The organism is Mesorhizobium sp. WSM4850, from assembly GCF_055811735.1.
Genome location: NZ_JBVVPV010000006.1, coordinates 61,637 through 86,294, shown reverse-complemented (window position 1 = coordinate 86,294; position 24,658 = coordinate 61,637). Strand labels below are relative to the sequence as shown.

Below are 24,658 nucleotides of genomic sequence, written 5' to 3'. Positions count from 1 at the left end.
AGATGAACAGCTATTCGACCTTCGGCACCGCGCTGCACCGCCTGGCGATCCTCTGCTACGTCCTCTTTGCACTGTTCCCGCTGTTCTGGCTGTTGAAAGTATCGGTCACGCCGAACGACCTGCTCTATTCCGAGGGCGTGCGCATGTGGCCGTCACGGATGAGCTTTGAACATTTCCGCTTCGTGCTGGCCCACAGCGCATTCCCGGTCTTCTTCAGGAACAGCATGATCGTTGCCGGCGCGACGGCCGTGATCGTGACGCTGCTTGCGTCTCTCTCCGGCTATGCGCTGTCGCGCTTCACCTTCCGCGGCAAATACTGGCTGGTCGCGCTGATGCTGCTCACCCAGATGTTTCCATTGGTGATGCTGGTCGCGCCGATCTTCAAGATGCTCTCGCCGCTCGGGCTGACCAACAGCCTGACCGGGCTGGTGGTCGTCTACACCGCCTTCAACATCCCCTTCGCGACGTTCCTGATGCAGTCGTTTTTCGACGGCATTCCCAAGGAGTTGGAGGAGGCGGCCAAGATCGATGGCGCCACGCAGTTCATGGCGTTTCGCCAGATCGTCCTGCCGCTGACGCTGCCCGGCATTGCGGCGACGCTTGGTTTTGTATTCACCGCCGCATGGAGCGAACTGCTGTTCGCGCTGATGCTGATTTCGGGCAACAGCGCCGCCACGTTTCCGGTCGGTCTGCTCACCTTCGTGTCGAAGTTTTCGGTCGATTTCGGGCAGATGATGGCAGCCGGCGTGCTGGCGCTGGTCCCGGCCTGCCTCTTCTTCCTGTTCATCCAGCGCTATCTGGTCCAGGGCCTGACGGCCGGCGCGGTCAAGGGCTGAGTGAGGTTCAATGGCATCGATCGACATCCGCAACGTCCGCAAGAATTTCGGCGTCGTCTCCGTGCTGCATGGCGTCGACCTGTCGATAGAGAACGGCGAGTTCGTGGTGCTGGTGGGGCCGTCGGGCTGCGGCAAGAGCACGCTGCTGCGCATGATCGCCGGGCTCGAGGAGGTGACCGAAGGTGAGATCCGGATCGACGGCATGCGCGTCAATGAGCGGGCGCCCAAGGACCGCGACATCGCCATGGTATTCCAGTCCTACGCGCTCTATCCGCACATGAATGTCGCCGAGAACATGAGCTACGGCCTGCGCATCCGGAAGGCTGCCCGCGAGAAGATCACGGCCGCCGTCAGCAATGCAGCCAGGAAGCTCGAACTGCAGCCGCTGCTTGCGCGGCGGCCGAAGGCACTGTCGGGCGGTCAGCGCCAGCGCGTGGCGATGGGCCGCGCGATCGTGCGACAGCCCAAGGCATTCCTGTTCGACGAGCCGCTGTCCAATCTCGATGCGCGCTTGCGTGAGCAGATGCGGGCAGAGATCAAGAAGCTGCACCGCGATCTCGGCGCGACCTCGATCTATGTCACTCACGACCAGATCGAGGCGATGACACTGGCCGACCGGATCGTCGCCATGCATGAGGGCGTGGTGCAGCAGGTCGGTAGTCCGCTGGAGCTTTACGACCGCCCTGCCAACCTGTTCGTCGCCGGCTTCATCGGATCGCCGGCGATGAATTTTCTGTCGGCGCGCTATGAGGTCGGCGCAGGCACGGCCGGCGCACGATTGCCTGACGGAACGCTGATTGGGCTTTCGTCAGCCTATCAACTCGAGGAGGGCGCGGCGGTGACGCTCGGCATCCGGCCGGAGCATGTCGAGATGTCGCCGGCATCGGAGAGCAGCCTGAGGGCGACGGTCGACTTGATCGAGCCGACCGGCTTCGGCATCATCCTGCATCTCGGCCTGCATGGCCTGCCATTCAACGTCTTCACGCTGGACAGGGCGGCGCTGACGGCTGGCCCGACGGTGACGGTGGCTTTCCCGCCGCAACATCTGCATTTGTTCGACGAGACTGGAATGCGCGCATTGGAATCGAGCCTCCAGAAGGGGAAGGGCTGATCCTCCTTATCGGGCGCTCAGATCATTCGGATTCTGTTCCCACCTTTGGGTCCGATGCTATTGTCTATCTTGGCACGGCCGAATTCGATACGACATTTGATCTCGGCCTCGACATGGCTCCTGGGACGAGATGGAACGCGCCCGCGCGGCGCTAATGCTAATATCCGGCAAGGTAGTCGAGCGCATGCGCTTTCTGTTTCTTCTGATCCTGCTCGCCGGCATCAGCATCGGCGTCGTCTATCCCTGGGCGATGACCAATTTCTCCGGCCGTGAGATCGGCACCTGGCGGGTTTACGAACAGGGCCGGTTCATGCCGGTGACGGTGCCGCTGGCCGCTCGCGACGCGCCGGTGCGGGTGCTGGTCGACCTCACCGCGAGAACCGAACGTATCGTCGTCTCGCAACAGCGCACCGTGCTGACGCTGACCGCCGCCACCGGCGGCAGGACCGTGCTCGCCTCGGCGCTGCAATTCAACCATTCGGAAAATCCGCGCCAGGTCAGCCCGCAACTGCCGGACAAGATCTTTCGCGACGAAGCCGGCCTGATCGCGAAGGTCAGCCCCGGCCCGTACCTCTTCACCATCGGCCCGGGCGACGCCGAAGGCATCGAGATGCGGGCGGTGGACCTCGTGCTGCGTTCCGGCGTCGGCGAGATCGATCGCCGGGCGCGGCCGGTCGGCTTCTCGCTGATAGCGGCCGGCCTGATCGGGATGCTGTTGGCGTTGTGTTTCGGCGGCCGCCGGCCGCAAAATCCGAACTCGCAGCCGCCACCGCCACGCTGGGGCAGGGGCTCGAACTAGATCGTGAATTACCGCCACGCCTATCACGCCGGAAACTTCGCCGATGTCGTCAAGCATGTCGTGCTGAGCCGGCTCGTCGAATATCTGAAGCAGAAGGACAAGGCCTTTCGCGTCATCGACACCCATGCCGGCATCGGCCGCTACGACCTATCGTCGACTGAAGCGCAAAAGACCGGCGAATGGCAAGGCGGCATCGGCCGACTGGTCGATGCCGCGCTTGACGCGCCGGCGGCAGCACTGCTGGCGCCTTATCTGGAAGCCGTTCGTTCGCTCAATCCTGAAGGCGGCGTGAAAAAGTATCCGGGCTCGCCGCTGATCGCGCGTCATCTCATGCGCAAGCAGGATCGGCTGTCGGCGGTCGAATTGCATCGCCAAGACGCCGCGAAGCTGAGGGCGCTATTCGCTGGCGATTTCCAGACCCGGGTGATCGAGCTCGACGGCTGGCTGGCACTCGGCGCGCATCTGCCGCCGAAGGAAAAGCGCGGCCTTGTACTCGTCGATCCGCCCTTCGAGGAGCAGGGCGAGTTCGACCGCCTCGTCGACGGGCTGCGCAAAGCCCACAAGCGCTGGCCCGGCGGCGTCTATGCGTTGTGGTATCCGGTCAAGGACCGCAAGGCGGTCGCCGCCTTCCGCAAGGCGCTGGCGCAGTCAGGTGTCCCGAAGCTGCTCGACATCGGCTTCGAGATCAGGCCGCCAACGGCCGAGCCCAGCCTTGACGGCAGCGGCATGGTGGTGGTCAACCCGCCGTTCACGCTGGAAGGCGAATTGCGCACGCTGCTGGCGGCTTTGCACAATTTGCTTGTCGTTGAAAAACCGGCGCACTGGACGCTGGAATGGCTGGCGGCGTAGGCGGCAGAGCTATCCGCGCGCCTGTCCTGGTTGAAGGCGATTTCGAACTAGGAAACCATTGTCGCTACAACCGCTTGACCGCGCGCAAGCGAATCCGCACAGTGCGCGCAGTCGACCATAAGAGGCTGCCATGACTCGCTTCGCCCAATCCGCCCTTGCCGCACTGATCGCGCTTTGCACGCCGCTCGGCACGTCCCTCGCTGTCATCCAGCCAGCAAAGGCGGCCGACCTTGCCGTCGTCTATACCGAAGAAGACAGCGGCGTTTGCGGTGAGGCCTGGGTGCTGAACAAGATCACCAACCGCTTCTCCTACCAGGTGCACCACGTGCCGAATCTGCCCGACGTCGAGATTGTCGATTTCCAGGGCATCCACCAGCATCGCTATCTGCCAGCCAACGAAACCTGGCCGATCGGCCGCCGCTATTGCGGCGCCACCGTCAGCCTGTCCGACGGCCACGCCCGCACCATCTGGTATCTGATCGAGGAAGGGCAGGGCTTTGCCTCGATCGGCGACAATGTCGAATTCTGCGTCGCGGGCTTCGACCGCTGGATGGTCTACAACGGCCGCTGCCGCGTCCTGCGCTGATTGCGTTTGCCGGGCTGCTCCGCCTCATCGAGGATGGCGCGAAGGAAAGCGGCGTGACCGCGAAAGGCGCGCCGTCCGATTGACGTCGCCCTGACCCGCGTCTGCGGTCGACGTCCGACAAACAGCTTCTCGACATCGACATAGCCCGCCGTGGCAAGCGTATCGATATGCGAGCCGAGATTGCCGTCGGTCGCATTGACGATGAGCTTCAATCGGGTGAATTCCAGCGCTTCGCGCCGTTCCAGAGAATTCAGCGCCGCCATGATCCTGAGCCGCACGCTCTGGTGGATGATTTCGTCGGCAGCCATTATCGGACCTGCTGTGGTGTCCGGCGTTCAGTCTCACTGATCTGGGACAGCGCCGCCCGATATTGCGCGAATGACATGCGCTTTCCAGATGATTCAGAATACTCTGCCAAATAGAGTAATCTGTCAACCGCGAATAAATCATGGCAGCGGAATTGCCGCGCTTTGCTTTTGCAGCTTGTGTAGATCGCCTGCTAGAACAAGAAGATGAGATCGATGAAGCAGCCGTCATGGTGGTGTCGGTCGACGATCAACGAACAAAAAAGGCTTGCTAAGCTTCAGCGCCTTGAAGTGGGATTGGTTCCGGCAATGCGCGCAGAATGTCTGTCGCAAACGGTCGGCAAAGCTCGAAGAGCAGCGCCGGCATTTTGCGAAATCAGCACGAGCGTAGTGTCGCGTGTAACCGAAACTTAAACTTCGAAAATCATGCTGATGCTTCGCTGGCTAGACAAGCGCGAGTCAGATATGCATTACGCGCCGGGTCATTAACGGCCGTCGGCACAACTAAGGGGCATGATATGGCTAAACAGTCATCCAAAGCGCCGGCATCCAAGTCACCGGCAAAGCAGGCACCGGCAAAGAAAGCACCAGTAAAGGCAGTGGCGGCAAAGGCCGCAGCCGCTGTGAAGAAAGCAGCACCTGCTGCCAAGCCGAAGGCCGCCGCGGCCAAGGCAAAAGCAGCGCCCGCCAAGAAGCCGGCTGCGAAGGCTGCGGCAAAACCGGCAGTGAAGAAAGCAGCACCGGCCAAGGCTGCGCCCGCCAAGGCAAAAGCAGCGGCGGCCAAGAAGCCGGCTGCAAAGGCCGCGGCCAAGCCGGCAGCGAAGAAAGCTGCGCCTGCCAAGACTGCGCCTGCCAAGACTGCACCGGCCAAGAAGGCTGCGCCGGCAAAGAAAGCGGCTGCAGCGAAGTCTTCGGTAGCGGTGAAGAAAACAGCGCCTGCGGCCAAACCAAAGGCGAAGGCCGCGACCGCGAAGGCCAAGAAGTAATCGCGCTTCTTCGCTCGCGGAGGACAGTGCTGAGGACGGTTGGGGGCGGGTGCCGGATAGGCGCCTCGCTCGCAGGGTCAGTGCTCGGGCAGCAACAGAGGCGGAGGGAAGACAGCTTTTCGCAGCTCCCAGGACTTCGCCTTATGGCGAAGTCCGGTGGGGCATTTCTCTGTGCCCGGAGAGAAATTCTTGGTGCAAGACCGAGTTGGCTCGGTTTCGAACCCGTCTGACCTGTTCAGATGCTCTCAGGCTGGAACTGTACCGCTCATCTGCCTGCGGATCATGGAAGAGGACGGTCGTTCGCCGTGGCGCCCGGTTTTTCCGCCTGTGGGCTGTTGATCATGTCGGGATGTCCGGCCAACAGTGTCGCGGAAATGGATCACACGCAAATTCAAAGTGCTACAGTGTCCTTTGCGCGTCCATGCTCTGTACTCGGCAAACAGGAACCCGATCATGCCCAGACTGCTCTACGCGTCCACGTCACCCTATAGTTCCAAAGTGCGCATGGCCGCGCTTTATGCCGGCATCGCCGTCGAGCTCGTGCCGATAAAAACAGAAGACAAACCGGCTGATCTGATCGACGCCAATCCACTCGGCAAGATCCCGGTGCTGGTGCTCGACGACGGCCGCTCGATCCACGATAGCCGCGCAATTACCCAGCATCTCAACCGCATGTCGAAGAACGCGCTGTTTCCGCGCAATCCCGACAAGCGCCTCGAGGCGGAAGTGCTTGAGGCACTGGCCGACGGCATCTGCGACTGCGCGCTGTCGATGGTCTATGAGCGGCGCACGCGCCCCGAGGACATGGTCTACCAGCCGTGGCTCGACCGCCAGTGGGCCAAGATCACCAGCGCGCTCGACCTGCTCAACGCCAATCCGCCTAAGCTGCCAAAAAAGATCACCGCCGGCCAGCTGGCGCTGCGCGCCTGCCTTGGCTATCTCTCACTGCGCTTTGCCGGAAAATGGGAAAAGGGCCGCAGCAGGCTGGTCCGATGGGCAACGCGATTTGACGAGAAGTTTCCCGAGCTGAAACCCTGCGTCCCGGCGTGAGCGGCAGCCAGAGAAGGGGTCATAAAAAAAGCCGGGCACGAGGCCCGGCTTTTTCGTGTCGTGGCTTGGACGATTTTAGAACTTCATACCGACGCCGAAGGTGACGCGGTTGTCGGTCGACTTGACCTTGCCGATACCGTCAAAGTCCTTGTCGCCGAAGTCGGTGTAGCGATACTCGACACGGCCGAACACATTGTCGGTGATCTTGATGTCGGTACCGACGCCGGCCGTCCAGCCGAGCATGGTGTTTTCGTCGCTGGCGCCGGCCGCTTCGATCTCCTGGTTCTTGAGCGCGCCACCGGCGGTGCCGTAGAGCAGGATTTCCGGGGTGACGGCGTAGCCGAGGCGGGCGCGCAGCGAGCCTTCGAAGCCGCCCTTGGCCTCAACGCCGCCATCGTCGCCCTCGATGCCGCTATAGCCGATATCGGCTTCAGCACCGTAGACGAAGTTCTCTTGCTGCCACTGATAGCCGCCGAAGACGCCGCCGACAAAACCATCGGTGTCGACGTCAGTGCCGATATCCTCGGCATCGGCGTGACCGCTGAAGCCGTAGCCGACGCTCACACCGGCATAGGGACCGGCCCAGGAAGCGACCGGAAGTTCGGCGATCGGGGCGGGGGCCGGCGGCTCTTCCGCGATGACGTCAGCAGCATAGGCGGTTCCGCCGAGGGCGAAGAGCCCGAACGCCACCGCCAGCGGTCGCGCAAATTTAAGATTGGCTTGCATTGTTCTTTACTCCTTAAGCCACAGGCACAGGCTTGCTTTTCACAAGCGCCCTCAACCCGCCGGGGGAAAAACGGGTCTGGCGCTCAACGGTTCCGAATGTCGTGTCAAAATACGGCTGAAGCGAACCTGAACTTGGGTCATTACCTGGCACGAATAAGGCTGAACTTTGACGTTGCATCTGCGCAACAGATGGTGTCAGGAGGCTTAGCCGTGCCGCGCTGAACGACGCTTGGAGCAAGGGGTCCGTAGTCCTATATTGCGGCTGGCAGGCCGAGTCCCGGCCACAGTCGAAAGACTGATCCGGCCGCTTTGCCACAATGCTGCCCAAGGTCCGAACGGCATTTAACGCTTCGCCGGCCATATTTTGCCGGCTGGCTCAAAATCGAGCCCCATTGAGGATTGACAGGATGAGCAAGGCCGCTGGAACGGCGCTGGTGACGGGCGGGGGCCAGCGGATCGGCAAGGCGATCGTCGAGGATCTCGCCGCGAACGGTTTTGCCGTCGCCATCCATTGCAACCGCTCGCGGGCCGAGGCGGAAGCATTGGCCGCGCGGATCAACGGCGGTCATTTTGGCCAGGGTGGCCGGGCTGCTGTGGTCGCCGCTGACCTGACCGACATGGCCGCGGTCGAGGACCTCGTTGGCCGCGCCGAAGCCGCGCTCGGGCCTGTTACACTGCTGGTCAACAATGCGTCGCTGTTCGTGGACGATACGGTTCAGGACGTCGACTGGCTTGCCTGGGACCGTCACTTCGCCATCCACGTGAAGGCGCCGGCATTTTTGGCGCAACAATTCGCCCGCGCGCTGCCGGAAGGCGAGGAAGGGCTGATCGTCAATATGATCGACCAGCGCGTCTGGCGCCCGACGCCCCGCTATTTCTCCTATGCGCTGTCGAAATCGACATTGTGGACGCAGACGCAGATGATGGCGCAGGCGCTAGCACCCCGCATTCGCGTCAATGCCATCGGTCCCGGCCCGACGCTGAAGAGCGCGCGTCAGCAAGACAGCGACTTTGCCGCGCAGGTCGACGGCCTGATCCTGAAGCGCGGCCCGGAATTGCCTGAATTCGGCGCCACCATCCGCTATCTCTGGGGCGCAAGCTCGGTCACCGGCCAGATGATCGCGCTCGACGGCGGCCAGCACCTTGCGTGGCAGACTCCCGATGTGACAGGCATTGTCGAATGAGTCCCATGGACCAGAAACCCAAACGTGTCGGCGCTGCCGTAGACCTGCCGCCCGATGTCGACCTCGAGGACGAGGTGGCGGAGGAGATCGTCGAACCGTCAACGCCCGGTCCCGGTGGCCCTGACGTCGCCTTCACCGCCATCGATTGGACGCCGCATGCCGGCGATGCCGACGGCATGGTCGGCGCCGAAGTCATCCAGACGCTGGTCAAACGGCTGCCCAACGCGCCCGGCGTCTACCGCATGATGAATGCCGCAGGCGACGTGCTCTATGTCGGCAAGGCGCGCAGCCTGAAGAAGCGGGTGACCAATTACGCACAAGGCCGCTTCCACACCAGCCGCATCGGCCGCATGGTGCGCGAGACGGCGACGATGGAGTTCGTCGTCACCCGCACCGAGATCGAAGCGCTGCTGCTGGAAGCAAATCTTATCAAGCGCTTGCGGCCGCGTTTCAATGTGCTGATGCGGGACGACAAGTCGTTTCCCTACATCCTTTTGACCGGCGATCATGTCTCGCCCGGCATCTACAAACATCGCGGCGCGCGCTCGCGCAAGGGCGACTATTTCGGCCCCTTCGCCTCGGCCGGCGCCGTCGGCCGCACCATCAACTCGCTGCAGCGCGCCTTCCTGCTCAGGAGTTGCACCAACTCCTTCTACGAGAACCGCACCCGGCCGTGCCTGCTGTTCCAGATCAAGCGATGCGCCGGCCCGTGCACCGGCGAAATCTCGCATAGTGACTATGCCAGGCTGGTCGCCGAGGCGAAGGACTTCCTGTCCGGCCGCAGCCAGAAGGTGAAGACCGACATCTCCGCCGCCATGCAGCAGGCCGCGGAGAATCTCGATTTCGAGCGCGCCGCAATCTATCGCGACCGGCTGGCGGCGTTGTCGCATGTGCAGAGCCATCAGGGCATCAACCCGCAGACCGTCGACGAGGCCGATGTCTTCGCCATCCATCAGGAAGGCGGCCAGGTCTGCATCCAGGTCTTCTTCTTCCGCACCGGCCAGAACTGGGGCAACCGCGCCTATTTCCCCAAGGCCGATCCGGCGATGGAGGCGGCCGAGGTGCTGGGCTCGTTCCTGGCGCAATTCTATGACGACAAGCCGACGCCGCGCGCCATCCTGTTGTCGCATGGCGTCGAGGACCAGGAATTGCTGGCTGAGGCGCTCTCCACCCGCGCGGGTCGCAAGGTGGCGATCTCGGTGCCGCAGCGCGGCGAGAAGAAGGATTTGACCGACAACGCCCTGCAGAATGCCCGTGAGGCGCTCGGCCGCCGGCTGGCCGAGACCTCGACGCAAGGGCGGTTGCTCACCGGTTTCGCCGAGACTTTCGGCCTGAAGAAACCGCCGGTGCGCATCGAGGTCTACGACAACTCCCACATCATGGGCACCAACGCCGTCGGCGCCATGGTGGTCGCCGGGCCGGAAGGCTTCGTGAAGAACCAGTACCGGAAATTCAACATCCGCTCGACCGAGATAACGCCGGGAGACGATTTCGGCATGATGCGCGAGGTGATGGAGCGGCGTTTCTCCCGTCTGCTGAAGGAACATGGCGATGTGCCGCGGAGCGAACTGGCGGCGGACGACATCCTGGCCGAACAGGGCGACGATATCGAGGATGCAGGCGGCTTCCCGGCCTGGCCAGACGTCATCCTCATCGATGGCGGCCAGGGCCAGATGACGGCGGTGCGACAAATCCTCGCCGACCTCGGCATCGAGGACCGTGTCCAGGCCATCGGCATCGCCAAGGGCCAGGACCGTGACGCCGGCCGTGAACGCTTCTTCGTCAGGGGCAAGCCACCGTTTTCGCTCCCCGTACGCGACCCCGTGCTCTATTTCGTTCAGCGGCTGCGCGACGAGGTCCACCGTTTCGCCATCGGCTCCCACCGCGCCCGCCGCAAGAAGGAGATGGTCAAGAGCCCGCTTGACGAGATCAGCGGCATCGGTCCCGGTCGCAAGCGCGCGCTGCTCATGCATTTCGGCACCGCCAAGGCGGTCAGCCGCGCCGCGATCGAGGATCTGGTCAAGGTCGATGGCATTTCCGAACAGGTCGCCAAGCTGGTCTACAACCATTTTCACGAGAGCTGATAATTCGGCTATTTTCGGCTGGTCCATCGACTATCATCTGTTGACCCCCCACATTCGCTTCTGATTTGAGTAGGCAGGTAGAAAGAGTTCCAAAGAAATGGCCCAGCGCGCATTCAACCTGCCCAACATGCTCACCTACGTCCGCATCCTCGCGGTGCCGCTGGTTGTGCTGTGTTTTTTTCTCGAAGGCCATCTGAAGTCGAGCGACTTCGCCCGCTGGTCGGCGCTGGTCATTTTCCTGCTTGCCTCGATCACCGATTATTTCGACGGCTATCTGGCGCGCGCCTGGCAGCAGACCTCGAATATCGGCAAGATGCTCGATCCGATCGCCGACAAGTTGCTGGTCGCCACATGCCTGCTGCTGCTGGCGGCCGATACCGATAGGCATGCCGGCATCGCCGGCTGGTCGCTGTGGGCGGCAATCATCATCCTGTGCCGCGAGATCCTGGTCTCGGGCCTGCGCGAATATCTGGCGGCGCTGAAGGTCTCGGTGCCGGTGACGCAGCTGGCGAAGTGGAAGACCACCATCCAGATGATCGCCATCGCCTTTCTGCTCGCGGGACCTGCCGGCGACAAGATCTTCCCGCTGACCACCCAGATCGGGCTTGTGCTGTTGTGGATCGCCGCGCTGGTGACGCTTTACACCGGCTACGACTATTTCCGTGCCGGCCTCAAGCACATCATGGACGAGTAGCATGTCGACGAGGCTCATCTATTTCGCCTGGGTGCGCGAGCGGATCGGCAAGCCGCAAGAGGACGTCGATTTGCCCGCCGGCATCGAGACGGTGGCCGACCTGCTGCGCTGGCTGAAATCGCGCGGCGAGGAGTACGAGCACGCGCTGCAATATCCTGACGTGATCCGCGTCGCCATCAACCAGGAACATGTCGAGCACCGCGAGAAGATATCAGGCGCGCGCGAGATCGCGCTGTTCCCGCCGATGACGGGTGGTTGAAATGCCCGGCGCGGTGGTGCCGACGGTGCGCATCCAGGCGGAGGATTTCGATGTCGCCGCCGAGATCGCCAGGATGACGCAAGGCCGCGCCGACATCGGCGCCGTGGTGACTTTCTCAGGTCTCTGCCGCGATGAAGCGGGCAGGCTCGCGGCACTCGAGCTCGAACATTATCCCGGCATGGCCGAGGCCGAGATCGGCCGCATCGCCGCCGAAGCGGTTCAGCGCTGGCCGCTGCAGGGGCTCACCGCCATCCATCGCCACGGCAGGATCGCGCCCGGTGAGAACATCGTGCTGGTGGTCGCGGCCTCCGCCCACCGCCAGGCGGCGTTCGAGGCGGCGAACTTCCTGATGGATTATCTAAAATCGCGCGCGCCGTTCTGGAAGAAGGAACACCACACCGACGGCTCGCAAGGCGGCTGGGTCGACGCCAAGGAGGCCGACGACGAGGCCGCAAGCCGCTGGAAGCAGGCCGTGCCGAAACGAAATTGATGCTTCGCGTCACCGCTGGAGGGCGAGGTTCACATCAACCCCGATCACCCCTCGGCCTCCCATCAGCCCCCGGGCCTTCCATCAGCCCTTGTCAGTGCCGATCCAGTGATCGAGCGCAATCCGGCCGGGTCCCCACGCCATGATGCCGAGCGCCATCGCCGCCCAGGTGATGTGCAGCGGCCAGCCGTCCGGCACGGTGAGTTGTATGACCAGCGTCATCACGAGCAGGCCGAATGCCGCCAGTCGTGTCGCCAGGCCGAGAACGAGAAGAATTGGCAGCAGGATTTCCGCCGATCCTGAGGCGAACGCCACCAGCCCAGGCGCGGGAAAATCGTAGGGGCCGCCGGGCAGATGCAGCTTGAGCTCCGAACTGAAAAGCAGCACGGCCACCTCGTTCAGCTGCAAAAACCCGTCCCATTTGTTGACGCCGGACCGCCAGAACGGGACAGCGAGGGCGCAGCGCAGGACGAGTTGCGTCAGCGACGGTGTGGCACTCGTGCGCAGCGCGGCATTCACCCTCTCGACGAGGGTGGCAGCCCCTCGCGGCTCGGTGCTGGCGTTCCATCCATGGTTCGTCATGCTCACCCTCCCTGGTCTGCCGCTGTGAAGGCGCCTGCTTGCAGCAGGCCGGCAATGTTGGCGGCAAGGTCGAATTCGGCAGTTTCCGCAAATGCTGCCGCGGCCGCCGCGCCGAGCGGCTCGCCCGCCATCAGACGATCCAGAAAAGCTGCGCCGCCGGGCGGCAGGTGGCGAACAAAGACTTCGAGTCCGGGCCGCGTGACCAGCGCATCTTCAGGGCCGTCCGCCTCGATCCGCCCGACGGGGCCGTCGCGCCGGTTCGCCGCAAAGATCGTCACGACCGGATAGCGCGAGCGAATGGCATGCGTTGCCGAGTGCCGTACGAACACGGTATCGGCCAGCCGTTCGGGCGGGATCGAGGCCAGTGCTACGCAAGCCAGCGGTTCCGCGTCGGCGGCATGATAGGCGTCGAGCCAGGCCCGCTCCAGGCGCGCCACGTCAGCCAGCCATGGCATCGGCCGCGCATAATCGTAGCGCTCGATGAAGTCGGGAAAGTCGCGGCCGTATTCGAACAGAAGCGGCGAAGTGGGTGGCGTTTCGCGGACATGGAAGCGCGCCATCGCCCGAAAGAAGTCCGGGCCGGTGATACGCAGCGTCGCTGGAAAGCTGGCGACCAGCGCATCGATCAGGCTGACCGTGACGTTGTTGCGGTAGACGGCGTATCGTTTGACTGCCGCCTTCCCGTTCGGCCCTGAGACGGCGTCAGGCGGGGCACGGTCAGGATCGAGCAAACCGGCGGTGAATGCCGTGGCATAGTCGAACCGGTGGCTAAGATCGCCCGACTGGAGCTCATCCTGCGGCATGGGCTTTTCCGAACACATGGTGGCTGTCGCCGTGATGGTAGAGAATCGCTTGGGCGGCGGCGGCCTCCGCCTTGAGCACCGGCCAGTCGGGAATGTTGCTGTCCCACTCGATCAGCGTCGGCAGCGGTCCGCATCGGCCGATGACGATATCGAAGAGCTTCCAGACCGCGTCGGCGACCGGACCGTCATGGCTGTCGATGAGCAGCAGGTCGCCTTCGTCATCCTCCTGCTCGGCGTGCCCGGCCAGATGGATTTCCCCGACATGATCGAGCGGGAAATCCGCGAGGTAGGAAACGGCTGAATAGCCGTGATTGGTGGCCGAAACGAAAACATTGTTGACGTCGAGCAGCAGGCCGCAACCGGTGCGCTGCACCAGCGCGCCGATGAAATCCGTCTCGCTCATCGTCGATTCCGCGAAAAGGACGTAGGTCGAGGGGTTCTCGAGCAGGATCGGGCGGCCGATCGTCTCCTGCATTTCATCGATGTGATCCGCCACGCGCGAAACCGTTGCCGGCGTATAGGGCAGGGGAAGCAGGTCGTTGTAATAGGTGGTGTCGTGGGTCGACCAGGCGAGATGCTCGGAAACGAGCGCCGGCTCATAGCGGTCGACGAGCGCCTTGAAGCGGCCGAGATGCACTTTGTCGAGCGGCCGCGGTCCGCCGATCGACATGCACACCCCGTGCAGCGAAACGGGATAGTCGCGGCGAATCCTGGTCAGCGCATCGTGCGGCGGACCGCCGGCGCCCATGTAGTTTTCGGCGTGGACCTCGAAGAAGCCGTCCTTTGGGCCGTCGCCAAGGATCGCGTGCAGATGCCCGTGCTTGAAACTGGTGCCGGCAAGGCCGGCGATCGGGTGCGCCGGAAAGCGCGAGGTTTTCGATGTGCGGGATGCCGGGGCCAGTCCGTTCATCTTCATCTCCGCTTTCCGGGCAGCTTGCATTGCTTAGGACGGGACGTCGCGGGTCAGCGCCGTGGGCGAGCCCTTGCGGTCGCCGGGCAGGTCCATCGTCGTACAGGTGCCGCCGTCGACGAACTTCCAGGCGTTGCCCTGGTAATCGACCGTCGAGGTGCCTTGGCAGGTGGTGCCTGGTCCTGCCGCGCAGTCGTTCTGCCCCTTCAGGGCGACGCCAAAGCACTTCTCCTTGCCGGCATCCATCGCTGCCTTGGCCTCTGCCTCGGACAGCGGCGCGGCCGTCGCAAAAGAAGCAAGGGCCGTGGCAACGGCGCCGGCCAGAAAGGCCGTGCTCACGGTTGATCTTGTTGACATGATTTCACCTCCGCTTGGGTTGTTGCGCGCGCCGTTCCTCAAGCGCGCATGGTTAGTTCGGTTCGGAGGTTCCCTGCGTTACATCTTTTTGGAACACGACTTCGTGATCGCATGGGGACCTGGCGTGAGCAATATTTCGCCTGTCACGCCAAGGAGGCCGACCACAGGGCAACGAGCCGCCGGAAGGCACCGCCGTGTGAACAGCCCGTGTGGGGCGCCACGGAACCACCGCAATCCTGCGAGACCTTCCGACCAGTTTGGCGCATTATGGGGAGCAGGATCATGCTGGGCAGGATCACCGAGTTCTTCATCTTCGGTGTCGTGCCGCTGGTCGGTATACTGGTGGTGCCTGAGCTGTCAGTCGCTGCCGAGAAGACCCTGAAGGGCGAGGTGATGTATCGCGAGCGCATCGCTCTGCCGCCGAAAGCCGTGCTTTCCGTGCAGCTTGCCGATGTCTCGCTGGCCGACGCGACGGCCGCTGTCATCGGCGAGCGCAAGGTGGCGCCGGCCGGCCAGGTGCCGATCAAGTTCGAGATCAGCTTTGATCCCCAGGTGATCCGGCCTCATATGACCTATGCGCTGCAGGCGCGCATCACCGTCGACGACAGGCTGTTGTTCATCTCCGATATGCGCCACCAGGTCGATCCACTGAGCGACGCGCCGCAGACCATCATGCTGAAGATGGTGACGTCGAGCGAGCAGCCGGCGTCGGCCCCGGTGGTCGGGCAGAGCTGGCTGATCGAGTATATCGACGGCATTGGTGTGATCGCCGAGCCGCAGGCGACGTTCAGGATCGACGAGGCCGGCAAGGCCGGAGGCAGCGGGCCTTGCAACGTCTACTTCGCCACCGCCAAAGTCGATGGTTCGACGATTGCCATCAGTGACATCGGTTCGACGTTCAAGGCCTGCGCGCCCGAGACTATGGCCGAGGAAAAGGCGCTGTTCGAGGCGCTGGCCAAGGCGGCATCGTATCACGTCGACGCCGGCAAGCTCATCATCGTCGACAAAGACGACCGCGTCATCCTGCGCTTCAACGCCGCGAGCTGATAACCGGTTTCGGTTTTTGAGCATCACGCGCAGTTGGCGGGTGTCGGCGCCCGGCGTCCGGTGCCGGATCGCCGCAACGAAAAAGGCCGGCATTGCGCCGGCCTTTCTGCATATGACGTGGTGACTTATCGGCTCAGCCGACGATCTCGGTGTCCGAGAACCAGTATTTGATCTCCTGCGCGGCGGTCTCCGGCGCGTCGGAGCCGTGCACGGAATTCTCGCCGATCGACAGCGCGTGCACTTTGCGGATGGTGCCTTCGGCGGCGTTGGCCGGGTTGGTGGCGCCCATCACGTCGCGGTTTTTGGCAATGGCGTTCTCGCCTTCCAGCACCTGCACGACCGTTGGGCCCGACGACATCGACTCGACCAGTTCGCCGAAGAACGGACGATCCTTGTGCACGGCATAAAAACCTTCCGCCTCGCGGCGGCTCATCCACACCCGGCGCGAGGCGACGACGCGCAGGCCGGCTTCTTCGAGTATCTGGGTAATGGCGCCGGTGAGATTGCGCCGGGTTGCGTCCGGCTTGATCATGGAAAAGGTGCGTTCGAGCGCCATGGGGTCGTCCTTGTGATGGAGGGTGGAATTCACGGTGGCGGGCTCTATACAAGCCGCCCGCCGGCTTGCCAAGGGGCTGGCGCTAATGCATGTCGCGCAAAAGTGCGCAGCGATTTTGCGATAACGACATGCATAAAAACAAGAACTTAAGCGCGTCTCCGACGTGCTTTAGCCGCGGCATAGCGTGTCGCCGTCAGCCAAAACCAATGTTGTCATAACTTCATCTCGATCGTCAGATTGGCCGTGTCGCCAGCCCGAAGGCCTTCGCGGACCCGCACCGCCGTCTTGATCGGCAACAGCAGGCTGCCGGATTTCTTGTCGGGAAACAGCGATGTTCGCCATCTGGTCTGGCCGATGACGGCTTCCACGCCAAGCGAGCCCCAGGGCCGTGCCATCCCCGCCATTGCCGACTTGATCCGTGCCCCAAGCTCCGGCGGCAGCGTCACGAAATGCCAGCCGCCCTTGCCTGGATAGACCCAGATCTCGGCCTGCACGTCGTAGCGAAACATCTTGTGCCCTTCCTCAGATCAAGGCCGTCACGGCTGGCTTTGCCATGGTGTCTTGTCGGCAACGCCGGCGACCGGCGAAATCAACCATGATATCCATTCTTCCCTGCAAAAGAGGATGGCAGCGTTGCCGTTGCCCTACCGCCTTGTCACCATCGAAGCGCGCCGGACTTCCCAGCCTTCCCGTTCCAGTTCCGGCACGCTGTGGTTCTCGCAGGGGCAGCCGACGCAGAAGTAACCGATCAGCGTCCACTCCGGCGGCGCGTCCAGGATCGTCGCCATTTCGGCCGGGTCGAGGATCGAGACCCAGCCCATGCCTATTCCTTCGGCGCGCGCCGCCAGCCAAAAAGTATGGATCGCCATCACCGCCGAATATTCGATGGTAGCGGGCATGGTCAGGCGGCCGAGCCCATGCCCCTGTTGCGTCCCGCGGTCGGCGAAGACCGCGAATTGACAAGGCGCCTCGTTCAGGCCGGCAAGCTTCAGGCGCGCGTAGAGCGCGGCGCGTTCGCCGCCGAACGATGCGAGCGCCTCCGCATTGCAGCGCTCGAAGCATGTCCTGACGGCGGCGCGGCATTCCGCACTCTCGACCATGACGAAACGCCAGGGCTGGCTCAGCCCGACCGAGGGCGCAATGCTGGCGAGGTCAAGCAGCCGTTCCAGCGCGCCTTCGGGGAGCGGTGTCGGCCTGAATCGCCTGACATCCCGCCGCCACAGCAAGAGATTGGCCAGATCGGCGCGAAAATCGTCCGGGAATTCCGGGTCTGAGGTCATGGTGCTCGTGCTGTCTTTGCTAGGGGAGTAGGGCAGTAAGGAAGTAGGAAGTAGGCAGTAGGGGAATAGGGCAGTAGGGCAGTGGGGCAGTAGGGGAGTAGGAATGCGCGCCGCCGCTACTTCCTTACTCCCCACTGCCCTACTCCCTTACTCCCCTATGCCGCGGCGGCAGCCGCCGCCACCGTGCGGCCGAGCCCATCATGCAGGTCGAGGCAGCGCTCGAACCACTGCGCCACCACATCGTTGTCGTCGAGCAACCGGTAGGGCGAGGCGATGCGCGCCCATTGCAGCGCGCCGAAGACGATGTAGTCGGCAAACAGCGGTGATTGGCCGCCGATGAACGGCTGATAGGCAAGCATCGAGCGCAATGGTTCCAGCGAGGCACGGAAGGCACCAAGGCCGGCGTCCCGCGCCGCCACCACCTCTTCCAGTCTCTTGCCGAAGCGCTGCTCGCGGCTTTGGCGAAAATAGGCGGCGTTGGCCTCGTCCTGCATGGCGTGCAGGTCCATGATCGCCGCAGTGGTGACATAGGGGTGGATGGTCAGTTGCGACCAGCGTTCGACGAAGCGCGCCATCGCCTTGCCGCCGTCGCCGCAAAACAATGTCGGTCGCTCTGGATAGGCCTCGTCGAGATAGAGCGCGATGGCGAAAGAATCGGCGACCACCTTCTCGCCGTCGCGGATCACCGGAACGAGTTTTGAAACGCCGCCTTCAACGGTGGGCATTTCGAGAAAGCGTGTCGGCACGGTTGAGATATCGAGGCCCTTGTGGGCAAGCGCCATCGTCGCCTTCCAGCAATGCGGGCTGAACGGACGGGCGCCATCGCGTCCGACGAGATCATAGAGCAGAATGGTCATTGGCGGCAGCTTCCCTGCGGTCTACTAGAGCGACGTTCGGGCCTTGCGGTAAGCACCCGAAACGGGGTCTCGCGGGCCGGAGAAAACGATGAAACAGCACTTCATGATGTTTGCGGCCTACAATCAATGGGCCAATAGCCGCATCTACGATGCCGCCGCCGATCTCGACGAGGAAGATTTTCACCGCAACGTCGGGGTCTTCTTCGGCTCGATGATGGGGACGCTCAACCATGTCCTGACTGCCGATCGCATCTGGATGAGGCGCTTTACCGGCGAGGGCGACGCGCCGGCCAGGCTCGACACGGTCCTGCACCGCGCCCTGCCGGGCTTGCGGCTGGCGCGCGAGGCCGAAGACAAAAGGATCGTCGACTGGGTTGGGGCGTCAAGCGACAAGGCTTTGTCCGGCCGCTTCTCCTACATGACCGTCTCCGACATGCGCACCGTCTCGCAGCGATTGGCGCCGGCGCTTGATCATTTCTTCAATCACCAGACCCATCACCGCGGCCAGGCGCACGCGATCCTGACCATTCTCGGCCGGCCTTCGGTGCCGCTCGACCTGACGCTGTTCCAGCGCAGCGAAGAGGGCCGCGCCTACGCCTGATTTGGGATCATCCGGATCGAATTGACAGGAAACCCGTCGAAGGCGAACAGCAACTTCGACGGGCTATAGTCGCAAAACAGGCCTGGCGCAGTCAGGCGGCGTATCCCCCCTGGCCGCGGGAGATCGGCTTGACCGAGACTGCCGGCTGCGCCGAGGGCCAGAGAATGCCTGCCGAAACTGCGAAGGTGGTCAGGGCGTCGCGCGCGGCCTCGGGCGAGATCTCGCCAGCGCGTGCCGCCTCGCAGGCCTTCACCGCCGCGCCATAGCTCAGGCGTCGCCGCGATGGCGGGAACTCGGTCAGGAACTCATGCATGTCGAACAGCGAAGCGATCATGCGCTTATGGCCGGCGCCGACGGTTACGGCGACCGGGGTGAAAAATGTCTTATCGTGCATTCTGGCCTCTCGAATTGGGCGGAGGTGACGGGCGGACGCCGCTCTCCGACCGGGGGTAGGACGCCCAGAAACGCGGATTGCGGCATCAGGTTCCATGTTGCCGAAATTTGATTTTCGCCACCAAGCTCCGTGGCATGAGCGTCGTGCCGAAGAGCGGCCTATTTCCACATGTCGCGCATGCGGGCGCCAAGGTCGACGCGCACTTGCGGCTGGCGGCGCGGATCATCCGTGGCCTGGATGCTCGCCCACGATGTCTGTTCGAAGGCGCCGAGGATCGAGGCCGGGATGAAGCGGGTGCGCGAGGCGTAAACATGGCGATCGCCGCGCGCCGCCTGGCCGTGGACGAAAAAGCGCTGCGGCATGACCAGGTGCAGGCCGTCCTTGGCCCGCGTCATCGCCACGTAGAGCAGGCGGCGCTCCTCGTCGATATCCTCCTTCGAGCCGACGGCGAGATCGATCGGGATGCAGCCGTCGACGGTGTTGAGCACGAAGACGTTCTTCCATTCCTGGCCCTTGGCCGAATGGATGGTCGACAGGATCAGATAGTCCTCGTCGCGATGCGGCGGCCCGGCCTCGTCGCTGGTTGCATCCGGCGGATCGAGGGTCAGCTCGGTGAGGAAACGCTCGCGCGAGGCATAGCCCGAGGCGATCTGCTCGAGCTGCAGAATATCGGCCCGGCGTGTCGTTGCGTCCTCGTGGATGCGGTCGAGATGCGGCTCATACCAGAGCCTGACCTGTTCGAGGTCAACAGGCCATTTTCCCGACCCGGCGCGAAGCTGCGAGAACAGCGCGACGAAACCCGGCCAGTCGTCGGCGGCGCGTTGCGGCGGCCGGTAGCGCGCCAGCCCCATCGCTTCGTCGAGCGACGTCGCCATGGTGTCGACGATCTGCGAAGCCGCCGAAGGGCCGATGCCGGGCAAAAGCTGCAGCACGCGAAAACCGGCGACGCGGTCGCGCGGGTTCTCGGCGAAGCGCAGCACCGCCAGCACGTCCTTGACATGGGCGGCGTCGAGGAACTTCAGCCCGCCGAACTTGACGAACGGGATGTTGCGGCGCGTCAGTTCGATCTCCAGCGGCCCGCTGTGGTGCGAGGCGCGAAACAGCACGGCCTGCGCCTTCAGCGCCGTGCCCGCCTCGCGCTCGGTCAGGATCGCCTGACAGACGTAACTCGCCTGCTCGGCCTCGTCGCGGACGCTGACCAGCTTCGGCTTTTCGGTCGATTTGCGCTCCGACCAGAGGTTCTTGGTAAAGCGCTCCGAGGCCTCGCCGATTACCGCATTGGCGGCGGCCAGGATGGTCTCGGTCGAGCGGTAGTTGCGCTCCAGCATGACGATCTCGGCCGGCCGGGCGAACTGTTTTGGAAAGTCGAGGATGTTGCGCACTTCCGCGGCGCGAAACGAATAGATCGACTGCGCATCGTCGCCGACCACCGTCAGCCCGGATCCGTCCGGCTTGAGCGCCGCGAGGATCGAGGCCTGCAGCCGGTTGGTGTCCTGGTATTCGTCGACCAGCACATGGTCGAAACGCCCACCCAGATGCGCCGATATCTCCGGCTCGCCGGCCATCTGCGCCCAGTAGAGCAGCAGGTCGTCGTAATCGAGCACGTTCTGCGCCTGCTTGGCCTCGACATATCGGGCGAACAGCGCCTTAAGCTGTTCTGCCCATCCCGCGCACCAGGGAAACACCGAACCCAAAACTTCGCCGAGCGGCGCCTGCGCGTTGACGGCACGCGAATAGATCGCCAGGCACGTGCCCTTGGTCGGAAAACGGCCTTCAGTCTTCGAGAAGCCTAGTTCGTGCCGGGCGAGATTCATCAGGTCGGCCGAATCCTCGCGGTCGTGGATGGTGAAGGCCGGATCGAGGCCGATCTCCAGCGCGTAGTCGCGCAGCAGCCTGGCGCCGATGCCGTGAAACGTGCCGGCCCAGGTAAGCGCATCGGTGATGATGGAAGCGTCGCGGCCGAGCACCTCGCCGGCGATGCGCTCGACCCGCTTGGCCAATTCCGATGCGGCGCGACGCGAAAACGTCATCAAAAGGATGCGCCTAGGGTCGGCGCCCCTGACGATCAGATGCGCGACGCGATGCGCCAGCGTGCTGGTCTTGCCGGAGCCGGCCCCGGCGATCACCAGCAGTGGCCCGGCGACCTTGCCGTCACCATGCTCGACGGCAACGCACTGCTCGGCATTCAGCTTTGCGAGATAGGCAGGCCGGAAGGTCGAATCACGGGCAGCGAGGTTCATTGCCCATCAAGCATCGTTTCTGCTTTGTTCGCAACGCTTTCGTACGTGCGTCCGATGCTTCCGATCCTACTGGCGCCCCACCGACGAACCGAAACTAGCGCTGCGGCTCGACGCCCATCGCCGCTGACTGCCGCGGCAGCGACTTGTCGTCATCGGGAGGCGGCAGCAACAGCGGATCGAAGTCGTCGGGCACTTCGTCGACGATTTCCCTGACGATGCGGTAGGCCACATAGACGGCGGCCCCGGCTATGAGCAGACGGATCATGATTTTCTCCATTGGTGTGGACCAACCGAGGAGCCCGCGTTTTGTTCCCCTCTCTCGTTTTGTTCCCCGGGTTCCAAAACGTCCCAAGCTCTTGCCCGAGCGTGCAACCAAATCGGCACCGTCTCGTTTGCCCGGTGACAGGAGGTTGCGATGAACAAGCTCTCAACTTTGCTGGCCCCGACTTGGCTCGTCTTGGCCGCAGCGCTGGCTGTCGCGGCCTGCGACAACAACATTCCACCGACAAAGGCTCCCGGCGCCGATCAAAACCCGCAGGTCGACCCTGCGCCCAACTCAACGCCAGGCGATGATCAACCCGCCGCGCCGCCGGCGCAGTGAAAGCTGTAGGAAAGATGGCCGGCGCCGCTTGGGAGGGGAGCGATGACGCCGGCCAGGCGGGTATCAGGTCCGCCGCACACCTAGACATAGCTGAGTCTTGCCTTAGCGTCATGACGCGATAGTCGAAGACGACCGCCTTTGCACCGGCAATTAACTGACAAATGTGCAGTTTTCGGCTGAGAAGCCGGTGCTCGCCAGGCGCCACTCTATCGCAGCCGGTTCCCGGTCCAGCCCGGAGCTGGTCCTTTGATCCGGCGAGGCCGGCGATCGGATCAATCGTCTTCTTTCTCGTCCCGCGGCACCGGGCAACCTGCCGCTGGCGGCCATTTTCATGCCTTATGCGGCCAACCGGTGCTCGAGGTCTTGCGAAGCGCTGACGTCCCGTGCAAAAGCGCGGCCATGCTGATCATCAACGACCTTTCGCTCCGCATGGCCGGACGCCTGCTTCTTGACCATGCCTCGCTGACCTTGCCGGCCGGCAGCAAGGCAGGGCTTGTCGGCCGCAACGGCACCGGCAAGACCACTTTGTTCAAGGCGATCACCGGCGACCTCGCCTCCGAGACCGGCTCGATCGGCCTGCCGAAGAACACGCGCATCGGCCAGGTGGCGCAGGAGGCTCCCGGCACCGAGGAGCCGCTGATCGAGATCGTGCTCAAGGCCGACCTCGAACGCTCCGCATTGCTCGATGAGGAAACGACGGCGACCGATCCGCACCGTATCGCCGACATCCACATGCGGCTGGCCGATATCGACGCCCATTCGGCCGAGTCTCGTGCCGCCACCATCCTCGCCGGCCTCGGCTTCGACGACGCCGCCCAGCGGCGGCCGGCCTCGTCGTTCTCCGGCGGCTGGCGCATGCGCGTCGCACTCGCGGCGGTGCTGTTTGCCGAGCCCGATCTGCTGCTGCTCGACGAACCGACCAACTATCTCGACCTCGAAGGCACGCTGTGGCTGGAAAACTACGTGTCGAAATATCCGCACACAGTGCTGCTGATCTCGCACGACCGCGACCTGCTCAACCGCGCCGTCAACTCGATCGTCCATCTCGACCAGAAGAAGCTGACCTTCTGGCGCGGCGGCTACGACCAGTTCGAGCGCCAATTCACCGAGCAGCGCGAATTGCAGGAGAAGGGCAGGGTCAAGCAGGAAGCCGCACGCAAGCACATGGAGTCCTTCGTCGAGCGCTTCCGCGCCAAGGCTTCCAAGGCGAGACAGGCGCAGTCGCGCATCAAGGCGCTGGAGAAGATGAAGCCGATCGCCGCGATTGTGAACGACAACGTGCGGCCGTTCTCCTTTCCCGAGCCGGTGAAGACGGTGGCCTCGCCGATCATTGCGCTCAACAACGTCAATGTCGGCTATGTCGAGGGTGAGCCGATCCTGAAGAAGATGACGCTGCGCATCGATGCCGACGACCGTATCGCACTGCTCGGCGCCAACGGCAACGGCAAGTCGACCTTCGCCAAATTGCTGTCCGGCCGCCTGAAGCAGGAGACCGGCACCATGACGGTGGCGCCCGGCCTGAAGGTGGCGATCTTTGCCCAGCATCAGCTCGACGATCTCCGACCGAGTGAAAACGCCTATGAGCATGTCCGCCGGCTGATGCCGGAAGCACCGGAATCGAAGGTGCGCGGCCGTGTCGCCCAGTTCGGACTGACCACCGAAAAGATGAACACCGCCGCCAAGGACCTGTCGGGCGGCGAGAAGGCGCGGCTGTTGATGGGCCTGTCGGCGTTCGAGGGGCCAAACCTGTTCATCCTCGACGAACCGACCAACCATCTCGATATCGACAGCCGTGAATCGTTGATCCATGCGCTGAACGAGTTTCCCGGCGCCGTCATCCTGATCTCGCACGACCGCCATCTGCTCGAGGCAACGGCCGACCGGCTGTGGCTGGTCAAGGACGGGACGGTCAATCCTTTTGACGGGGACCTCGATGATTACAAGACGCTGGTCACCGGCGTGGCCGGCGACCGCCGCGGCAAGCGCGAGGCCGAAAAGGCCTCGAAGGCCGACCGCCGCCGTGACGCGGCAGCGCGCCGCACCGCCTTCGAGCCGCTGGCCAAGGAGATCCGCGCCACCGAAGCGCTGATGGACCGCATTCGCAAGCGCATCGACTTGATCGAGGACGAACTCGCCAATCCGGCGGTCTACGAAAAGGACCCGTCGACGGCGACACGGCTGGCCAAGGAGCGCTCGCAACTGGCCCAGACACTGGCCGGCCATGAGGAAAAATGGCTGTCGATGTCGGCAGAGTATGAGGAAGGCACGGCGGAGTAGCGCGTGATCTCCCCCCTCGAGGGGGGAGATGCCCGGCAGGGCAGAGGGGGTCGTTTCGCCTAGATCGCCAGCGTCTTACTTCGTCGCGAAAGATGTCGGCGCTCCACGCGCCGCGGGCCCCCCAGTGGGCGTGGGGGGCAAAAAACCCCCAAAAGGGGGGGTATGGGGGTGGGCGGTCAGGGGCCAACACCCCGGTG

Annotated in this window: 30 protein-coding genes; 17 read left to right on the top strand and 13 right to left on the bottom strand. The window is 63.6% G+C overall.

Annotated features, from left to right (window positions below):
* The first annotated feature begins 2 nt into the window (after nucleotides 1-2).
* The 5 genes from AC0L2Z_RS09440 to AC0L2Z_RS09420 all read left to right on the top strand — a co-directional run bounded on the left by AC0L2Z_RS09440 (nucleotide 3) and on the right by AC0L2Z_RS09420 (nucleotide 4,181).
* A complete protein-coding gene (locus AC0L2Z_RS09440; protein ID WP_023800682.1) occupies nucleotides 3-836 on the top strand; it encodes a carbohydrate ABC transporter permease in 834 nt (277 codons plus the stop codon).
* A gap of 10 nt (nucleotides 837-846) precedes the next feature.
* Nucleotides 847-1,947: an ABC transporter ATP-binding protein gene (locus AC0L2Z_RS09435; RefSeq protein ID WP_128169242.1), complete on the top strand. Its 1,101-nt coding sequence runs from the start codon at nucleotides 847-849 to the stop codon at nucleotides 1,945-1,947.
* 184 nt (nucleotides 1,948-2,131) lie between these two features.
* Nucleotides 2,132-2,746, top strand: a complete 615-nt coding sequence (locus tag AC0L2Z_RS09430) for a hypothetical protein (protein WP_473627738.1) — start codon at nucleotides 2,132-2,134, stop codon at nucleotides 2,744-2,746.
* A gap of 3 nt (nucleotides 2,747-2,749) precedes the next feature.
* The gene (locus tag AC0L2Z_RS09425; RefSeq protein ID WP_473627673.1) at nucleotides 2,750-3,595 is read left to right on the top strand and encodes a 23S rRNA (adenine(2030)-N(6))-methyltransferase RlmJ; all 846 of its coding nucleotides are present in this window, start codon (nucleotides 2,750-2,752) and stop codon (nucleotides 3,593-3,595) included.
* 130 nt (nucleotides 3,596-3,725) lie between these two features.
* On the top strand, nucleotides 3,726-4,181 hold the full coding sequence (locus tag AC0L2Z_RS09420; protein WP_023800678.1) for a hypothetical protein: 456 nt from the start codon (nucleotides 3,726-3,728) through the stop codon (nucleotides 4,179-4,181).
* Here the strand turns inward: AC0L2Z_RS09420 and AC0L2Z_RS09415 are convergent.
* Nucleotides 4,151-4,489 carry a transcriptional regulator gene (locus AC0L2Z_RS09415; RefSeq protein WP_473627671.1) on the bottom strand — a complete coding sequence of 113 codons (339 nt, stop codon included), beginning with the start codon at nucleotides 4,487-4,489 and terminating at the stop codon, nucleotides 4,151-4,153. The two genes, AC0L2Z_RS09420 and AC0L2Z_RS09415, sit on opposite strands and share 31 nt — an antisense overlap.
* Before the next feature lie 140 nt (nucleotides 4,490-4,629).
* Between AC0L2Z_RS09415 and AC0L2Z_RS09410 the strand changes: the two genes are divergently transcribed.
* The 3 genes from AC0L2Z_RS09410 to AC0L2Z_RS09400 all read left to right on the top strand — a co-directional run bounded on the left by AC0L2Z_RS09410 (nucleotide 4,630) and on the right by AC0L2Z_RS09400 (nucleotide 6,522).
* Nucleotides 4,630-4,761: a hypothetical protein gene (locus AC0L2Z_RS09410; RefSeq protein WP_268931698.1), complete on the top strand. Its 132-nt coding sequence runs from the start codon at nucleotides 4,630-4,632 to the stop codon at nucleotides 4,759-4,761.
* Nucleotides 4,762-4,806: 45 nt separating this feature from the next.
* A complete protein-coding gene (locus AC0L2Z_RS09405; RefSeq protein ID WP_473627669.1) occupies nucleotides 4,807-5,472 on the top strand; it encodes a hypothetical protein in 666 nt (221 codons plus the stop codon).
* A 453-nt stretch (nucleotides 5,473-5,925) separates the two neighbouring features.
* Nucleotides 5,926-6,522 carry a glutathione S-transferase family protein gene (locus tag AC0L2Z_RS09400; RefSeq protein ID WP_287138925.1) on the top strand — a complete coding sequence of 199 codons (597 nt, stop codon included), beginning with the start codon at nucleotides 5,926-5,928 and terminating at the stop codon, nucleotides 6,520-6,522.
* A 75-nt stretch (nucleotides 6,523-6,597) separates the two neighbouring features.
* Here the strand turns inward: AC0L2Z_RS09400 and AC0L2Z_RS09395 are convergent, their stop codons facing one another.
* Entirely contained in the window at nucleotides 6,598-7,248 is a 651-nt protein-coding gene (locus AC0L2Z_RS09395) for an outer membrane protein (RefSeq protein WP_027152642.1), read from the bottom strand.
* 407 nt (nucleotides 7,249-7,655) lie between these two features.
* Here AC0L2Z_RS09395 and AC0L2Z_RS09390 point away from each other — a divergent pair, with 407 nt between their 5' ends.
* The 5 genes from AC0L2Z_RS09390 (at nucleotide 7,656) to AC0L2Z_RS09370 (ending at nucleotide 11,959) form a co-directional block, all read left to right on the top strand.
* Nucleotides 7,656-8,432, top strand: a complete 777-nt coding sequence (locus AC0L2Z_RS09390; RefSeq protein ID WP_023800673.1) for an SDR family oxidoreductase — start codon at nucleotides 7,656-7,658, stop codon at nucleotides 8,430-8,432.
* Nucleotides 8,429-10,516 (top strand): excinuclease ABC subunit UvrC, encoded by a 2,088-nt coding sequence (gene uvrC, locus AC0L2Z_RS09385; RefSeq protein ID WP_287229939.1) that lies wholly within the window; start codon nucleotides 8,429-8,431, stop codon nucleotides 10,514-10,516. The genes AC0L2Z_RS09390 and uvrC overlap by 4 nt, the downstream gene beginning before the upstream one ends.
* Nucleotides 10,517-10,613: 97 nt before the next feature.
* The gene (gene pgsA, locus AC0L2Z_RS09380; protein WP_128169236.1) at nucleotides 10,614-11,210 is read left to right on the top strand and encodes a CDP-diacylglycerol--glycerol-3-phosphate 3-phosphatidyltransferase; all 597 of its coding nucleotides are present in this window, start codon (nucleotides 10,614-10,616) and stop codon (nucleotides 11,208-11,210) included.
* A 1-nt stretch (nucleotide 11,211) separates the two neighbouring features.
* Nucleotides 11,212-11,469: a molybdopterin converting factor subunit 1 gene (gene moaD, locus AC0L2Z_RS09375; protein ID WP_292482847.1), complete on the top strand. Its 258-nt coding sequence runs from the start codon at nucleotides 11,212-11,214 to the stop codon at nucleotides 11,467-11,469.
* Between the two features lies 1 nt (nucleotide 11,470).
* A complete protein-coding gene (locus tag AC0L2Z_RS09370; protein ID WP_287317050.1) occupies nucleotides 11,471-11,959 on the top strand; it encodes a molybdenum cofactor biosynthesis protein MoaE in 489 nt (162 codons plus the stop codon).
* An 81-nt stretch (nucleotides 11,960-12,040) separates the two neighbouring features.
* Here AC0L2Z_RS09370 and AC0L2Z_RS09365 read toward each other — a convergent pair whose 3' ends face one another.
* Genes AC0L2Z_RS09365 through AC0L2Z_RS09350 form a run of 4 tightly spaced genes read right to left on the bottom strand, consistent with a single transcriptional unit; the run spans nucleotide 12,041 to nucleotide 14,608 of the window.
* Complete coding sequence (locus AC0L2Z_RS09365) at nucleotides 12,041-12,538, bottom strand: DoxX family protein (RefSeq protein WP_236386678.1); 498 nt, start codon at nucleotides 12,536-12,538, stop codon at nucleotides 12,041-12,043.
* Between the two features lie 2 nt (nucleotides 12,539-12,540).
* Entirely contained in the window at nucleotides 12,541-13,341 is an 801-nt protein-coding gene (locus AC0L2Z_RS09360) for an HvfC/BufC N-terminal domain-containing protein (protein WP_023800667.1), read from the bottom strand.
* Nucleotides 13,328-14,257 (bottom strand): MNIO family bufferin maturase, encoded by a 930-nt coding sequence (bufB, locus tag AC0L2Z_RS09355; RefSeq protein WP_473627667.1) that lies wholly within the window; start codon nucleotides 14,255-14,257, stop codon nucleotides 13,328-13,330. The genes AC0L2Z_RS09360 and bufB overlap by 14 nt, the downstream gene beginning before the upstream one ends.
* A gap of 27 nt (nucleotides 14,258-14,284) precedes the next feature.
* Nucleotides 14,285-14,608: a BufA1 family periplasmic bufferin-type metallophore gene (locus AC0L2Z_RS09350; RefSeq protein WP_128172761.1), complete on the bottom strand. Its 324-nt coding sequence runs from the start codon at nucleotides 14,606-14,608 to the stop codon at nucleotides 14,285-14,287.
* Between the two features lie 282 nt (nucleotides 14,609-14,890).
* On the opposite strand from AC0L2Z_RS09350, the gene AC0L2Z_RS09345 reads away from it, so the two are divergent.
* The gene (locus tag AC0L2Z_RS09345; RefSeq protein ID WP_287229930.1) at nucleotides 14,891-15,655 is read left to right on the top strand and encodes a YbaY family lipoprotein; all 765 of its coding nucleotides are present in this window, start codon (nucleotides 14,891-14,893) and stop codon (nucleotides 15,653-15,655) included.
* A 133-nt stretch (nucleotides 15,656-15,788) separates the two neighbouring features.
* Here AC0L2Z_RS09345 and ndk read toward each other — a convergent pair whose 3' ends face one another.
* From ndk to AC0L2Z_RS09325, 4 genes are all read right to left on the bottom strand, one after another.
* On the bottom strand, nucleotides 15,789-16,211 hold the full coding sequence (gene ndk / locus AC0L2Z_RS09340) for a nucleoside-diphosphate kinase (protein ID WP_287244040.1): 423 nt from the start codon (nucleotides 16,209-16,211) through the stop codon (nucleotides 15,789-15,791).
* Between the two features lie 212 nt (nucleotides 16,212-16,423).
* Nucleotides 16,424-16,720 carry a DUF1905 domain-containing protein gene (locus AC0L2Z_RS09335; protein ID WP_128169229.1) on the bottom strand — a complete coding sequence of 99 codons (297 nt, stop codon included), beginning with the start codon at nucleotides 16,718-16,720 and terminating at the stop codon, nucleotides 16,424-16,426.
* A gap of 135 nt (nucleotides 16,721-16,855) precedes the next feature.
* Nucleotides 16,856-17,491 carry a 5,6-dimethylbenzimidazole synthase gene (bluB, locus tag AC0L2Z_RS09330; RefSeq protein WP_473627666.1) on the bottom strand — a complete coding sequence of 212 codons (636 nt, stop codon included), beginning with the start codon at nucleotides 17,489-17,491 and terminating at the stop codon, nucleotides 16,856-16,858.
* Between the two features lie 155 nt (nucleotides 17,492-17,646).
* On the bottom strand, nucleotides 17,647-18,348 hold the full coding sequence (locus AC0L2Z_RS09325; protein ID WP_473627664.1) for a glutathione S-transferase family protein: 702 nt from the start codon (nucleotides 18,346-18,348) through the stop codon (nucleotides 17,647-17,649).
* An 88-nt stretch (nucleotides 18,349-18,436) separates the two neighbouring features.
* Between AC0L2Z_RS09325 and AC0L2Z_RS09320 the strand changes: the two genes are divergently transcribed.
* A complete protein-coding gene (locus AC0L2Z_RS09320; protein ID WP_091590605.1) occupies nucleotides 18,437-18,949 on the top strand; it encodes a DinB family protein in 513 nt (170 codons plus the stop codon).
* 91 nt (nucleotides 18,950-19,040) lie between these two features.
* Here AC0L2Z_RS09320 and AC0L2Z_RS09315 read toward each other — a convergent pair whose 3' ends face one another.
* From AC0L2Z_RS09315 to AC0L2Z_RS09305, 3 genes are all read right to left on the bottom strand, one after another.
* Nucleotides 19,041-19,343: a DUF982 domain-containing protein gene (locus tag AC0L2Z_RS09315; protein ID WP_023800658.1), complete on the bottom strand. Its 303-nt coding sequence runs from the start codon at nucleotides 19,341-19,343 to the stop codon at nucleotides 19,041-19,043.
* Nucleotides 19,344-19,501: 158 nt separating this feature from the next.
* The gene (locus AC0L2Z_RS09310) at nucleotides 19,502-21,583 is read right to left on the bottom strand and encodes an ATP-dependent helicase (RefSeq protein WP_473627663.1); all 2,082 of its coding nucleotides are present in this window, start codon (nucleotides 21,581-21,583) and stop codon (nucleotides 19,502-19,504) included.
* Nucleotides 21,584-21,677: 94 nt separating this feature from the next.
* On the bottom strand, nucleotides 21,678-21,848 hold the full coding sequence (locus AC0L2Z_RS09305) for a hypothetical protein (protein WP_077375704.1): 171 nt from the start codon (nucleotides 21,846-21,848) through the stop codon (nucleotides 21,678-21,680).
* A 150-nt stretch (nucleotides 21,849-21,998) separates the two neighbouring features.
* Between AC0L2Z_RS09305 and AC0L2Z_RS09300 the strand changes: the two genes are divergently transcribed.
* Together AC0L2Z_RS09300 and AC0L2Z_RS09295 are read left to right on the top strand one after the other, a co-directional pair.
* The gene (locus AC0L2Z_RS09300; RefSeq protein WP_128169223.1) at nucleotides 21,999-22,184 is read left to right on the top strand and encodes a hypothetical protein; all 186 of its coding nucleotides are present in this window, start codon (nucleotides 21,999-22,001) and stop codon (nucleotides 22,182-22,184) included.
* 399 nt (nucleotides 22,185-22,583) lie between these two features.
* Nucleotides 22,584-24,461, top strand: coding sequence for an ABC-F family ATP-binding cassette domain-containing protein (locus tag AC0L2Z_RS09295; RefSeq protein WP_128169222.1), 1,878 nt, complete (start codon nucleotides 22,584-22,586; stop codon nucleotides 24,459-24,461).
* Nucleotides 24,462-24,658 lie beyond the last annotated feature (197 nt).